Genomic DNA, 14,089 nt, shown 5'->3' on the forward strand with positions numbered 1-14,089 from the left:
AATTATTTTCCGTAAACATCACTTTCACTTTGGAATCCGTCTTTAATTACAGTTTCTTTTATATTTGCATTAGTTACTGAAATAGGATCCAATAAATAAGATTTTACATTTATTTTACCGTTATTTACTTCTCCGTTTGACTCGATTGTTTCTCCGTTGCCCAATTTAATGGCTATTTCTGCGGCTTTTTCAGCAAGAGTTTTTATAGGTTTGTAAACTGTCATAGTTTGTGTTCCTGCTACTATTCTTTTTATCGCAGCCAAATCGGCATCCTGTCCTGAAATAGGTACTTTCCCTGCAAGTCCCTGAGCATTTAAAGCCTGTATTGCTCCGCCTGCCGTACTGTCATTGGAAGCTACTACTGCAGTTATGTCATTATGATTGGCAGTCAAAGCATTTTCCATAATTTTCAATGCTTCTTCAGGAAGCCAGTCTTTTACCCATTGATCTCCTACTACTTTTATATCACCTTTATCAATAAGAGGTTTCAATACTTTCATTTGTCCTTCTCTGAACATTCTCGCATTGTTGTCTGTAGGCGAGCCTCCCATTAGGAAATAATTTCCTTTAGGTGCTTTTTCTACTATTATTTGAGCCTGAAGCTCTCCGACTTTTACATTATCAAACGATATATAAAAATCTACATCGGAATCGGTAATAAGTCTGTCATAAGCCAACACTTTTACTCCCGCTTTATGAGCCTGATCAACTATCGGTGCCATAACCTGTCCGTTATTAGGAATTACAACCAGTACATCTATTCCTTGAGAAAGTAAATTTTCAGAATCTGTAAGCTGTTTTTGAGAATCTCCGTTTGCAGATATTACTACTACTTCCGCTCCAAGACTTTCAGCCATTTTTTTAAATAAATCTCTGTCCTTTTGCCATCTTTCCAATCTCAAATCATCAATGGACATACCTATTTTTATTTTTTTCTTTTTAGCTCCGTCTGTTCCCGCTTTAGAATCTCCTCCGTTATTTCCTCCGCACGACACTAAAAACAAAGTAAATAATCCCATTAATAATAATATCTTTTTCATAATACTACCTCCGTTTTTTTATTTTTAAAATCATTTTAAAAACTATTTTCAATATATATTACCTTGATTTTTTCATTTGTCAACACATAAAACCAAATTTATTTTAATGAATTTATTTAATAATTATAGAATCAGAATATTTTATATAAAAATATTATTTTAATGAACTATCTTATTAATAAATTTGATTTATTAATAAATATGCGACATTTCATACTATATTCAAATCTAATAAAAAATGAGAGCATTAATACAATCTGCTCTCATTTAAAATTATTTCCGATTATTGAAATTCGGATTTGTTATTTTTATTTGTTATTGCCCATCTTTTTTGATTTTTCAGTGCATTTGCTCACAGCATTTATCAAGGTACCTCTGAAATTACCGTTTTCCAAAACTTTCAGAGCTTCTATAGTCGTTCCCCCGGGAGAAGTTACCTCATCCTTCAGGATTCCAGGATGTTTTCCTGTTTTGAGCATCATTTCTGCCGATCCTTTTATAGCCTGAGCTATTATTTTATATGTTTTTTCTCTCGGCATCCCTTCCAAAACTCCGCCGTCAGAAAGGGCTTCTGCAAACATATACACATATGCAGGGAGCGATCCGCTTATAGCAGTAAAGACGTGCATAAGTTTTTCTTCTATTTCGATATTTTCTCCAAAACTGTTCAGCAATCGGAATATCATTTCTTTTTCTTCGGAATTTATATTTTTATTAAATGCTATTGCAGTCATTCCTTCCATTACCTGTGCAGGTGTATTCGGCATAGTTCTCACTATTTTTTTATCTTTTCCGATTATATTTTCCACATCACTGATACTCACTCCTGCAGCAATAGTCAATATTATTTTATCTTTTTTCATTTTATCTTTTATTTTTCCCAAAACACCACTGTAAACATCCGGCTTTACAGCTAAAATTATTATATCACTGTTTTCAACTATTTCAGTTTCATTCTGCAAAATGTTTATACTATACTTTTCGTATATTTTTTTAGCTTTTTCATCATTCAAATCAAATATATTTATTTCTTTTTCCGAAACAAATTTTGATACGACTAATCCGTTTATTATGGCACTCCCCATGTTTCCTGTACCTATAAATCCTATTTTCATTATTTCCCTTTCTATTTTACAAAAAAATTACTTCGTTTACAATCTTTCCAAAATCGACACTTTATTTTCTGATTTGACCATTTCCTCTTACGACATATTTTGTTGTTGTGAGTTCTCTCACTCCCATAGGTCCTCTTGCGTGAAGCTTTTGTGTGGAAATGCCTATTTCTCCTCCGAAGCCGAATTCTCCTCCATCGGAAAATCTTGTGGAAGCATTGAGATAAACCGCAGCCGAGTCCACTTCATTTAAAAATTTCTCGGCATTTTCTATGGATTCGGTTATTATCGAGTCCGAATGTTGTGTACTATGTTCATTTATATATTCTACAGCTTCATTTACATCATTTACTAATTTCAGCGACATTATCATATCAAGATACTCCGCCCCGCAATCATCTTCGTTCGCAAGTTTTATTTCTGCTTTATTGCCTACGATATCAAGGGCCTCTTTACTGTATCTTAATTCTACTCCATCTTTTAAAAGCATTTCCGTTAAATCGGGCAGTATTTTCTCCGCAATATTTTTATGGATCAGCACCGTTTCTATTGAGTTACATGTACTCGGTCTTTGAGTTTTTGCATTTTCAATAACAGACAAAGCAATATTAATTTTTGCACTTTCATCGACAAACACATGGCAAACTCCTGCTCCTGTTTCAATTACAGGAATCGTTGCATTTTCGATGATAAACTTTTTCAGTCCCTTTCCTCCTCTGGGAATTAGAACATCTATATATTTGTTCATTTTAACCATACTGTTTACAAGCTCTCTGTCGGTATCTTCTATCAGCTGAACTGAATTTTCAGGTAATCCCCCTTTTGTCCCGATTTCATTAAACAATCTGCTCAAGTAAATATTTGAATTTATAGCACTGGCAGACCCTCTTAAAATAACCGCATTGGAAGATTTTATCCCAAGTCCTGCCGAATCCACTGTTACATTGGGTCTTGATTCATATATAATTCCCAGCACTCCTAAAGGCACTCTTTTTTTCTCAATAGTCATACCGTTTTTATGTTTCCAGCCTGTTACTATTTCTCCTACAGGATCTGTAAAAGCCGCTATTTCTCTTAAACTTTGAGCCATTGCTTCTATTCTTGCGTCAGTCAGTTCAAGCCTGTCAAGCAGAGCAAAAGAAAGCCTGTCTTTTTTCCCTTTTTCCAAGTCCCTTTTATTTGCTTTTTTTATTTTTTCTTTTTTATTAATCAATTCTTCGGCTATCATTGTTAAAGCCCTGTTTTTCGTTTCAGTATCCAAAACCAAAAGCTTTTTTGAAGCCTCTTTGGCTTTTTTCCCCATTTCTTCTATATAATTCACATTTTCTCCTTTCAGTCAGTTCAGCAGTCAGCTTTTTGTAACTATTGAAATTTACTTTTATTTCTTTTCTCTTTTTCTTCCTGTTCCTTTTTCTTCCTTATGAAAAATCCGACAATCGTACCTATAATTATACATATGACAAGATACGTCAATCCGAGCCAGTAACTTATTAAAAATCCTCCGAACTCTGAATCATTAAAAATATTTCCCGCCACAAGCATAAAAAGTTCGGAAAACTTTCTGTCGGGATTTTGCTCCTGAAAAAATTTCGTTAAATTTAACACCTCGGACAAATATATTGACAGATAAGCAAAAACAAATACCGTTACTGTGCCGAAACCCGTTAATTCATAATTACTATCAGGACTGAACTTACTTTTCTGTGCTTTTCCCGTGTCAAAATTCTTATCCCAAATGTCTTCTTTATCGGATTTTGTTTCTCTTTTTAAATAATTTGCCCCCAGAACTCCCAACAAGGGTCCGGCCAAAGCAAATAAACATACATATAATGTCGCTCCGCCGTTTCGTGCTATCAAAAAAAGAATAAATGTAGAAACTGTAAAACCTGCCATTCCTCCCAGCAGTGTTAACAGTTTATTTTCATCTTTTTTGAATGTCATAAATTTTTGCATATTTTTACTCCTTAAAACGTTCAGATGAGGGCTTATTGCCCTCATACTTCCGTTATCCATGCTCTTTCATAAACTATAAATTTATATGAATACTGTTTTTCTATTAAAAGCACTATCCTGATTAATTATTTCCCAGTTTGTCAATTATAGCTACCAGCAGATTCACTTTATGAATCAATGCTCTGCTCGGCAAAGCCAATATTGCTTTATCATCCTTATCTTTTACAACGATTGTTCCTAAATTTGTCGTTATTTTATATTTATCCCATTCATAAACTTCATTATCAAAAACTATATTTTCTTTTGAAACTTTTATTTTCATAGCCTGATTCAATTTTTTCTCAATAAATTTTTTCTTGCCTAAAGCCGGTATCAGTTTTTTAGGATTATTAAACAGAAACTCGACAGTTCCTCCGTTTTCTATTTCCTTCATAGCTTTCGGATAATTTATTTTCACAAAATCTTCCTGAAACAAATCAAATCCTTTTTTCGGATATCCCATAGCTGATATAAATTTCCATTTATTATCATTATTTTTATACCATATTGTAGTAAATCTATTCATCGCATAAAGAGCAGGATGTTGATTGGGTATAAAAAAATAATCAACTTTTTCATATAAAACTTTTTCTTTGTTTTTTCCCACTGTAAATCCGTCTTCATAATAATATATTTTCGGATACAATTTTATCATTATATAAGGTATTCCCAATGCTATAAGTAAAAGCACCAAATCAAACCCTATAAGAAAAAACACTGAAGATATTCCGTTTCTTTCATATATTCTTTCAAAATTATTTATAAATTCTTTTGTCAACCCGAGCATAAAAAAGATAAATAATAAAAAGTTTAATATTGTCAGTGTTTTTGGGTAAAGTTTCATTCCTACCGTTTTTTTAGGTTTTCCATAATTTTCCATATTTTCTCACTCCTATTATAAATTTTTATTGTAATATAATTTTACACTATTTTGTTTATTTTTGCAACATTGTCAATATGCACTGCTTCGTCGGCATATTTATGTCCTAATATGTTTTCTATATCTTCGCTGTGCTGCCCTTTTATCAGATTTATTTCTTCTGAAGAATAGTTCGAGATTCCCATTGCGATAACTTCTTTTTTCATATTTTCTATTTTCACGACAGCACCTTTATTAAATGCTCCTTCTACCGACTTTATCCCTACAGGTAATAGGCTTTTTCCTTTATATAAAGCACTTTCCGCACCTTCATCTATTGTTAAAATCCCTTTTTTATTAGTCCCGTATGCAAGCCAGTATTTTTTCGAGCTTATTTTTTTATGTTTTTTCACAAAAAGTGTTCCTACATTTTCTTTTTCCACTATTTTTGTTATATTTTGAGGATTTTCTCCGCTCGCAATTACAAGATGAGTACCTATTTTCGTAGCCATTTCGGCGGCGATTATTTTAGTAATCATTCCTCCCGTTCCGAATTTGGAGCCTTCTCCGCCTGCCATATTTTTAATATCCTCATTTATATCTCCGACTATTTCCATTAATGCCGCATCTCTGTACTTTTGAGGATTTTTATTGTAAAGTCCCTGAACATCCGACAGGATAATAAGTAAATCGGCATCTATAAGTCCCGCTACCAGTGCTGAAAGAGTGTCATTATCTCCGACTTTTATTTCATCGGAAACAACGGCATCATTTTCGTTTATAACAGGGATTATTTTATTTTTCAGAAGTGTATTGCACACATTTCTCGCATTGAGATATCTTCTTCTGTCTGAAAAATCCCCTTTTGTAAGCAAAAGCTGCCCTATCGTTTTATTATACTCATGAAAAAGCATTTGATATAAATGAGTAAGTGCTACTTGCCCAACCGAGGCAAGTGTCTGTTTTTCATGCAACGTTTTAGGTCGCTCGGTCATATTGAGTTTCCCCATTCCTGCACCTATAGCTCCCGATGTTACAAGAACTATATCATAACCCTTGTCGGATAAATTGCTTAATTCCAAAACTATTTTTTTAATTTTTTCTACATTCAGATTGCCGTCCTCTTTAGTCAAAGTCGACGTTCCTACTTTAACTACAACTTTTTGTATATTTTTTAAAATTTCTTCTCTTTTATTTTCTTTACTTTTCATATTTTTCTTGCTTTCCTTACTTTTTATTTCTTAATTTTATTCAGTTTCAGGCACCCAAACCGATATTTTCCCTGCCTGAACTTTAAATGTACCGAATCCGTTCTCATCAATTACAACATTCTCAAAACCGCTTCCCGTAATCTCTTTCCAAGCCTGACCTGTACGATTTTGTCCCGCTTCTATGACTTTTTCTCCTTCTTCATCACTGTTGGATAAAACGGCTATACATCCTGTATTTATATCATTTTCTCTTCCTGTTCTGTAAATTGCAATAACATTCGGAGAATCAAAATAGTTGACTTGAGAACCGTAGGCAAAGTTTCTTCTTGTATAAAGTAACTGATCTATTATCCATCTGTGTTCGCTTTCATTTCCTCCCACTCCGTAATAGTCACCGTAAAACAGACACGGATATCCGTGTTCCGACAGTAATATTATCGCATAAGCATGAGGCTTGAACCAGCTTTCTATTTGAGATTCCAATGCACTTCCTTTTTGAGAGTCGTGATTATCCACAAAAGACACAGCCTGCATCGAATCCGACACCATTATAGTATTATCGAGAATTGTGTTCAAATCAAATTCTTTTGCTTTTATTGATGCTTCATGAAAATTAAAATGAAGTCCCACATCAAACAAATCGGTCTTGTATTCAAGACTTTCCAAGTATTCTTTTAACACTTCCAAGTCGTCTTTCCAATATTCTCCTACCGAATAAAAATTTTCTCCGTATGCATTTCTTACTTCATTAAGGAATTCTTTTATAAATTCCTCGCTTATATGCTTTACGGCATCCATTCGGAAACCGTCAAGCTTGAGTTCGTTTACAACCCATTTTCCCCAGTTTATAACTTCTTTTTTCACTTCGGGGTGAGCATAATTAATGTCTGCATTCATCAAATAATCATAATTTCCCATTTCCGAATCTACACTTTTTGCCCAGTCTTTATTTTCTCCGACTATTTTGTAAATGGCATTTTTTTTATTTTCATTATTAAAATCTACACCTGTAAAAAGATTGTAATTCCATTTGAAAGCAGAATATTTATCGTTTCTTCCGGGAAAAGTAAACTTTGTCCAGCCTTCGATTTCATAAGGCTCGGATACTTCTTCATTTCTGTTATCCGAAGCAACTTCCACAGCGAGAAATCTTTCAGTTTCGTCGGCTCCCGCTTTATGATTCAGAACAGCATCCAGATATACATTAATACCGTATTTATGGAGTTCTTCTATGGCTTCTGTCAGTTCCTGCTTCGTCCCGTATTTTGTTCTCACAGTTCCTTTCTGATCGAACTCTCCCAGATCCCATAAATCATAGGCTCCATATCCTACATCTACCGAAGAAGTCCCTTTATATGCCGGCGGTATCCATACTGCCGAAACTCCTATTTCACTCAAATGTTTTGCATCATTTTTCAGTCTTTCCCAATGTTTTCCGTCATCAGGTAAATTCCATTCAAAATATTGTATCATTACTCCGTTTTCCATATATCCTCCTTAATGAGTACGGCAATGAGTCCTCACAATAAACTCTCATAAAGTTATATTATTCTTATTTATATATTCTATAACTTCTTTCAAATCTTCTTCTGTATCCACACCTATTACTTCGGAAGTCGTTTCAAGCACTTTTATTTTATACCCGTTTTCTATAAATCTCAACTGCTCCAAAGACTCAATTTTTTCCAAAATTCCGCTTTTCAGATTTTTCAGTTCCTTTAAAAATTTTGAAGTATAACCGTAAATTCCTATATGTTTATAATATTTAAAATCTTTTATTTCATTTCTTTCATAAGGGATTACCGATCTGCTGAAATATATCGCATTATCATTAAAATCTGTTATTACTTTTACAATATTCGGATTTTTTATCTCCTCTTTTTCTTTAAACTCTTTTTTCAAAGTTACTATTTCGGATTTTTCCTCTCTGTAATTATCGGCAATTAAATTAACAGACTTAATATCTATAAGAGGCTCATCTCCCTGTATGTTTATAACAAAATCAAAATCACTGTATTCGGGATCATTTATAACTTCTATTATTCTTGATGTGCCGTTTTCATGTTCTGTCGATGTCATAACTGCATTCCCGCCGAAACTTTTTACCGCATTGAATATTCTCTCATCATCAGTTGCAACGACCAGTTTATCAATATCTGAATTTTCAGCCCTTTTATATACCCATTCTATCATAGGACTGCCGTTTATTTCTTTTAAAGGCTTCCCTTCAAATCTCGTAGACGCATATCTTGCAGGAATCACTCCAAGTATTTTCATAATCTGTCTCCTCGGTTAAATTAATTCTTTTTATAAATTATATCATTTATCCGATTATATTAAAATATATATTTTCAAAAATTTATTTTGTAAACATATCCGATATATATTTTATATTTTTATTTTAGTTACAAATGATATATTATAAAGTTGTAAATAAATTTATTTTAAATGAAAGGTGTGATAAATGTGGAAAACAATTTATGGGAACTGCTGAAAGTTTTGAAAAATCACAAATGGGTTGATCTTACTCACGAAATTACAAATGACAGCCCTTATTGGCAAGGAATGCCTGAAGGAGTTCTGGAGCTTAATAATACTATTATAGACTTTCCCGAAATGAATCTGAATATTCAGACGCATAAATTTCCGGGACAGTTCGGAACTCATATCCTAAATTTCCGAAGAAATAAACATATGAAGTAGAAAAAAGATTAATTTTATTGCTTTTTTCTACATTTTTTTCTTGACTTTTTCTTTATTTCTATGTATAATTATACATAGGTGATAATCTTATGGCTTCTTTAGTTTTTCTATATAATAAAAAATACAATAAAACTTATGTTTATGAATCTATTAACTATTGGGATAAATCTGAAAAAAAATCTAAATCTAAAAGAAAATTAATCGGTATTAAGGACCCTCTTACTGGACAAATTGTACCTACTTCCACTCAAAAAAAGAAATTGGAAGAAAATAAAGCTCAAAATGATAAGCGTAAATTTTATGGTGCTAATCTGCTTTTAAATCTTATTGCTAAAAAATTGGGACTGACTTCTAATCTTAAAGAATGTTTTCCTGATTTGTACAAAGAAATTTTATCTGTTGCACAATATCTGATATTAGAAAAGATAGTCCTATATCAAGATATGAAAAATGGAGTAAAATTCATAAAACATTTAACAGAAGTGAACTAACTTCTCAAAGAATAAGTGAAATGTTTTCAGAAATAAATGAAAGCGGAAAAAACAATTTCTTTAAATTACAGGCTGAACAGTTGAAAGAAGATGAGTATTGGGCTTATGATACAACAAGCATATCATCTTATTCAAAAGCTATTAATCAAATGAGATACGGATATAATAAGGAAAATGATACATTAGCACAAATCAATCTTGCAATTTTGTATGGAGAAAAGTCAAGATTGCCTTTTTACTATAGAGTTTTACCAGGAAACATTGTTGATGTGTCAACAGTTAGAAGATTAATAAAAGATGTTCAGTATATAGGAGTTAAGAAACCTAAATTAGTGATGGATAGAGGATTCTACAGTAAAACAATATAGATGAACTCATGAATAATAAATTTAAATTTATTGTAGGAACAAAGTCATCATCAAAAATAATAAAAGAAAGAATAGAAAAAGTAAAAGATATTAAGAAATTTACTAATTATATAGCTGAATATAATATATATGGTAAAAAAGAAATACTTATGTGGGACGATACAGACAAGGAAAATAAGAAGTATCTTTACTTGTATGTGTTTTTTGATGATGAAAAAGCTTTAAAAGAAGATAAAGATTTTACAGAATACCTGATTAAATTAAAACAGATATAGAAAATAATGTAGAAAATGAAAAAGAGTCGAAGACTATAGGAAATATTTCGATATTAAAGTTGAAAAGAAAATATAATTGCTGTAGCAAAAGATGATATTATAGAAAAACATATGAAAAAATATGGTTATTTCAGTTTGATAAGTAATGAAAATCTTGAAGCAAGAGAAATATTAAGTATATATAGACAAAAGATGTAGCAGAGAAAGCATTTCATAATATAAAAGACCGACTTGATGCAAGAAGATTAAGAGTATCATCAAAACCTACAATGGATGGAAAAATATTTGTAACATTCGTGTCATTAGTAATGCTATCGTATATAAAAAATAAGATGAGTGAAAAAGAATTATATAAGAAATACACAACACAGGAACTTCTTGATGAATTGGACTTGATAGAAAGTTATGAAAGAGGTAATGAAAAACTTAAATTGGGAGAAGTAACAAAGAAACAGAAAGAAATATTTAAATATATGGATATTAAATTTCCTGAAGAATTATTATAGAAAAAGACTAATTCTATGTCCTTTTTTCATATGTATAATTCTTCGGAAATTTAGGATCAAATATAATATATAGAAGGTAATAATATATTTTGTATATGTTATAAACAAACAAAAAAAATGGCGTCCCCGGATGGATTCGAACCAACGACCCTTTGGTTAACAGCCAAATGCTCTAACCGACTGAGCTACGGAGACGCAAAAAAGAAAAAGTTTGGCGATTACCGATTTTCCCTAGAAGTAAATCTAAGTATTTTAGGCGTAAACAGACTTAACTGCCGGGTTCGAAATGTAACCGGGTGTATCCCTGTTGCTAAGATCACCAAACTGAATATAAAGACAATGAGAAATAAATAGTAGTAGTAAAAGAAGTTAAATAAAAAGCTAACGTAATATTAGTACCGGTCAGCTAAATACATTACTGTACTTACACCTCCAGCCCTATCACCACCTGTTCTCGATGGTTACTTAAAAGAATACTCATCTTAAAGTGGGCTTCTCACTTAGATGCTTTCAGCGATTATCCCTTCCAAACGTGACTACCCGGCCATGCTACTGGCGTAACAACCGGTACATCAGAGGTTTGTCCATCCCGGTCCTCTCGTACTAAGGACAGATCTCTTCAATATTCTAACGCCTGCAGTGGATAGGGACCGAACTGTCTCACGACGTTCTGAACCCAGCTCGCGTGCCTCTTTAATGGGCGAACAGCCCAACCCTTGGGACCTTCTCCAGCCCCAGGATGAGACGAGCCGACATCGAGGTGCCAAACACTTCCGTCGATATGGACTCTTGGGAAGTATCAGCCTGTTATCCCGGGGTAGCTTTTATCCGTTGAGCGACGGCCTTTCCATTCAGCACCGCCGGATCACTAACTCCTACTTTCGTACCTGCTCGACCCGTCAGTCTCGCAGTCAAGCTCCTTTTGCGTTTGCACTCTCCGGTTGATTTCCATCCAACCTGAGGGAACCTTTGAACGCCTCCGTTACTCTTTTGGAGGCGACCGCCCCAGTCAAACTGCCCACCAGCACTGTCTCATATACTACAAATATATGATTAGAATTTCAACAACATATGGTTGGTATTCCAACGACGACTCTGATAAAACTGACGCCTTATCTTCTCAGTCTCCCAACTATCCTATACACACATTGCCAAAACCCAATGCCAAGCTACAGTAAAGCTCCACGGGGTCTTTCCGTCCTACTGCAGGTAATCGGTATCTTCACCGACATTACAACTTCACCAGGTCTCCAGCCAAGACAGCTCCCAAATCATTTCACCATTCGTGCAGGTCGGAACTTACCCGACAAGGAATTTCGCTACCTTAGGACCGTTATAGTTACGGCCGCCGTTCACCGGGGCTTCAATTCGAATCTCTCAATCCTCCTCTTAACCTTCCGGCACTGGGCAGGTGTCAGCCCATATACGTCGCCTTTCAGCTTAGCATAGACCTGTGTTTTTGGTAAACAGTTGCTTGGGACTCTTCACTGCGACCTATTTCCCCTCGTGGTGTCTCTCCACTCAAGTATATTAGGTACCCCTTCTCCCGAAGTTACGGGGCTATTTTGCAGAGTTCCTTAGCTAGAGTTATCCTGTCGGCCTTAAGTTTCTCACTCTGTCCACCTGTGTCGGTTTTCAGTACGGGCACTACTTCTCTCGATAGAAGTTTTTCTCGGCAGTGTAGGATCTGTAACTTATACCATATGGTACTTACCCATCAGGTCTCACATTTAAATATACGGATTTGCCTATATATTCATGCTACTCCCTTAGAAAGACTATTCCGTCAGTCTTCTTACATACCTTCCTGCGTCACTCCTTCTCTAATAACGATTATAGTGGTATAGGAATATTAACCTATTTTCCATTCGCATACGCTCCTTAGCCTCTGCTTAGGTCCCGACTCCCCCAGGGCGGACAAACCTTCCCCTGGAAACCTTGGACTTCCGGCCGGATGGATTCTCACCCATCCTTCTCACTACTCCTTCCCTGCATTCTCACTCCGATACCTCCAATATACCTTCCAGTACACCTTCTTCGGCCTACAGAACGCTCTCCTACCAATTAGATTACTCTAATTCCACAGCTTCGGTTTATGTCTTAGCCCGTTATATCTTCGGCGCAGATACTCTCGACCAGTGAGCTATTACGCACTCTTTTAAGGTATGGCTGCTTCTAAGCCAACCTCCTGGTTGTCTATGAATATCCACCTCCTTTCCCACTTAGACATAATTTGGGACCTTAGCCGGTGGTCTGGGTTGTTTCCCTCTCGTCCATGGACCTTGTCATCCATAGACTCACTCCTAATCATCAATATATGGTATTCGTAGTTTGCTTGATTTCGGTAAGCTATATGCCCCCTAGATCATACAGTGCTCTACCCCCACATATCTAAATTAAGGCTGCACCTAAATGCATTTCGGAGAGAACGAGCTATCTCCTAGTTCGATTGGCTTTTCACCCCTAAACCTATCTCATCTCCCAACTTTTCAACGGCGGTGAGTTCGGTCCTCCACTGAGTCTTACCCCAGCTTCAACCTGGACAGGCCTAGATCACTAGGTTTCGCGTCTATGATATGCGACTTGTCGCCCTATTAAGACTCGGTTTCCCTTCGGCTCCGCTTACTTAACCTCGCCACATATCATAACTCGCAGGATGATTAACCAAAATCCACGCAGTCACACATTTCTGTGCTCCTACCGCTTGTAAGCACACGGTTTCAAATTCTTTTTCACTCCCTTGCTCAGGGTTCTTTTCACCTTTCCCTCACGGTACTCTCCTCTATCGGTCAACTAAAGTATTTAGCCTTACGTGATTTGGTCCACGCTGATTCACACCAAATTCCTCGTGTTCGATGCTACTCGGGATTATATCTATCATTATATCATACTTACACTATACAGGACTGTCACCTTCTTCGGTTTAGCTTCCCAACTAATTCCGCTTCATACAACATAACTTAAACTTTATGGCTATCTGTTCATTCTATATCCCTCTACCCCATATATGCAACGTCGCCAACTTCTACACATACATGGTTTAGGCTCTTCCCCGTTCGCTCGCCGCTACTTAGAGAATCGTTTTTACTTTCTTTTCCTCCCGCTACTTAGATGTTTCAGTTCACGGACTTACCTCTCTCGTGTATACTCCCAGTATACAGGTTCTCCCATTCGGATATCTATGTCTATTGCGGTTACTTGCACCTTAACATAGCTTTTCGCAGCTTATCACGTCCTTCTTCGGCTTTAGTTGCCTGGCATCCTCCGTGTGCCCTTATTTCGCTTTTCATTGTAACTCTTTTACCTACTATTCATTTCTCATTGTCTTTTTTCACTCTTGGTGGAGATAAGCGGGTTCGAACCGCTGACCTCTGCCTTGCAGGGCAGCGCTCTCCCAACTGAGCTATATCCCCATACAATCACCTTTAAAAAACCTTGGTGGGCATGACTGGACTCGAACCAGTGACCCCTGCGTTATCAGCACAGTGCTCTAACCACCTGAGCTACACGCCCTCAATCCCTTAAAGCTTTT

At 35.4% G+C, this 14,089-nt stretch carries 13 protein-coding genes, 3 tRNA genes and 2 rRNA genes; 5 read left to right on the top strand and 13 right to left on the bottom strand.

The window, feature by feature from the left end; genetic code table 11:
- Positions 1 to 2 precede the first annotated feature (2 nt).
- The 8 genes from xylF to kdsB all read right to left on the bottom strand — a co-directional run bounded on the left by xylF (position 3) and on the right by kdsB (position 8,491).
- A complete protein-coding gene (xylF, locus tag FVE72_RS09570) occupies positions 3 to 1,040 on the bottom strand; it encodes a D-xylose ABC transporter substrate-binding protein (protein ID WP_146966565.1) in 1,038 nt (345 codons plus the stop codon).
- 308 nt (positions 1,041 to 1,348) lie between these two features.
- Positions 1,349 to 2,155, bottom strand: coding sequence for a pyrroline-5-carboxylate reductase (proC, locus tag FVE72_RS09575; protein WP_036056205.1), 807 nt, complete (start codon positions 2,153 to 2,155; stop codon positions 1,349 to 1,351).
- Between the two features lie 61 nt (positions 2,156 to 2,216).
- Positions 2,217 to 3,473, bottom strand: coding sequence for a glutamate-5-semialdehyde dehydrogenase (locus FVE72_RS09580; RefSeq protein WP_026738160.1), 1,257 nt, complete (start codon positions 3,471 to 3,473; stop codon positions 2,217 to 2,219).
- Between the two features lie 41 nt (positions 3,474 to 3,514).
- Positions 3,515 to 4,105, bottom strand: coding sequence for a hypothetical protein (locus FVE72_RS09585; RefSeq protein WP_036056207.1), 591 nt, complete (start codon positions 4,103 to 4,105; stop codon positions 3,515 to 3,517).
- 121 nt (positions 4,106 to 4,226) lie between these two features.
- Entirely contained in the window at positions 4,227 to 5,024 is a 798-nt protein-coding gene (locus FVE72_RS09590) for a hypothetical protein (protein WP_026738162.1), read from the bottom strand.
- A 41-nt stretch (positions 5,025 to 5,065) separates the two neighbouring features.
- Positions 5,066 to 6,214, bottom strand: coding sequence for a glutamate 5-kinase (gene proB, locus FVE72_RS09595; protein ID WP_026738163.1), 1,149 nt, complete (start codon positions 6,212 to 6,214; stop codon positions 5,066 to 5,068).
- A gap of 36 nt (positions 6,215 to 6,250) precedes the next feature.
- Positions 6,251 to 7,702, bottom strand: coding sequence for an alpha-amylase (locus FVE72_RS09600; protein WP_026738164.1), 1,452 nt, complete (start codon positions 7,700 to 7,702; stop codon positions 6,251 to 6,253).
- Between the two features lie 45 nt (positions 7,703 to 7,747).
- Complete coding sequence (gene kdsB, locus FVE72_RS09605) at positions 7,748 to 8,491, bottom strand: 3-deoxy-manno-octulosonate cytidylyltransferase (protein ID WP_026738165.1); 744 nt, start codon at positions 8,489 to 8,491, stop codon at positions 7,748 to 7,750.
- Between the two features lie 171 nt (positions 8,492 to 8,662).
- On the opposite strand from kdsB, the gene FVE72_RS09610 reads away from it, so the two are divergent.
- The 5 genes from FVE72_RS09610 (at position 8,663) to FVE72_RS09630 (ending at position 10,557) form a co-directional block, all read left to right on the top strand.
- Positions 8,663 to 8,917, top strand: a complete 255-nt coding sequence (locus FVE72_RS09610) for a cyclase family protein (RefSeq protein WP_232049446.1) — start codon at positions 8,663 to 8,665, stop codon at positions 8,915 to 8,917.
- Between the two features lie 89 nt (positions 8,918 to 9,006).
- The gene (locus FVE72_RS09615; protein WP_146966567.1) at positions 9,007 to 9,408 is read left to right on the top strand and encodes a hypothetical protein; all 402 of its coding nucleotides are present in this window, start codon (positions 9,007 to 9,009) and stop codon (positions 9,406 to 9,408) included.
- 20 nt (positions 9,409 to 9,428) lie between these two features.
- Entirely contained in the window at positions 9,429 to 9,776 is a 348-nt protein-coding gene (locus FVE72_RS09620) for a transposase (protein ID WP_146966324.1), read from the top strand.
- Between the two features lie 8 nt (positions 9,777 to 9,784).
- Positions 9,785 to 10,051, top strand: a complete 267-nt coding sequence (locus FVE72_RS09625) for a hypothetical protein (RefSeq protein WP_146966569.1) — start codon at positions 9,785 to 9,787, stop codon at positions 10,049 to 10,051.
- 269 nt (positions 10,052 to 10,320) lie between these two features.
- Positions 10,321 to 10,557 (top strand): hypothetical protein, encoded by a 237-nt coding sequence (locus tag FVE72_RS09630; RefSeq protein ID WP_146966343.1) that lies wholly within the window; start codon positions 10,321 to 10,323, stop codon positions 10,555 to 10,557.
- Between the two features lie 118 nt (positions 10,558 to 10,675).
- Here FVE72_RS09630 and FVE72_RS09635 read toward each other — a convergent pair.
- The 5 genes from FVE72_RS09635 to FVE72_RS09655 all read right to left on the bottom strand — a co-directional run bounded on the left by FVE72_RS09635 (position 10,676) and on the right by FVE72_RS09655 (position 14,070).
- Positions 10,676 to 10,752 (bottom strand) — tRNA-Asn (locus FVE72_RS09635).
- A 14-nt stretch (positions 10,753 to 10,766) separates the two neighbouring features.
- Positions 10,767 to 10,881, bottom strand: a 5S ribosomal RNA gene (gene rrf, locus FVE72_RS09640).
- Positions 10,882 to 10,929: 48 nt separating this feature from the next.
- A 23S ribosomal RNA gene (locus tag FVE72_RS09645) occupies positions 10,930 to 13,846 on the bottom strand.
- 49 nt (positions 13,847 to 13,895) lie between these two features.
- Positions 13,896 to 13,970, bottom strand: a tRNA-OTHER gene (locus FVE72_RS09650).
- Between the two features lie 23 nt (positions 13,971 to 13,993).
- A tRNA-Ile gene (locus FVE72_RS09655) sits at positions 13,994 to 14,070 on the bottom strand.
- Positions 14,071 to 14,089: the final 19 nt, after the last annotated feature.

Source organism: Pseudoleptotrichia goodfellowii (genome assembly GCF_007990505.1).
GTDB classification, from domain to species: Bacteria; Fusobacteriota; Fusobacteriia; order Fusobacteriales; family Leptotrichiaceae; genus Pseudoleptotrichia; species Pseudoleptotrichia goodfellowii.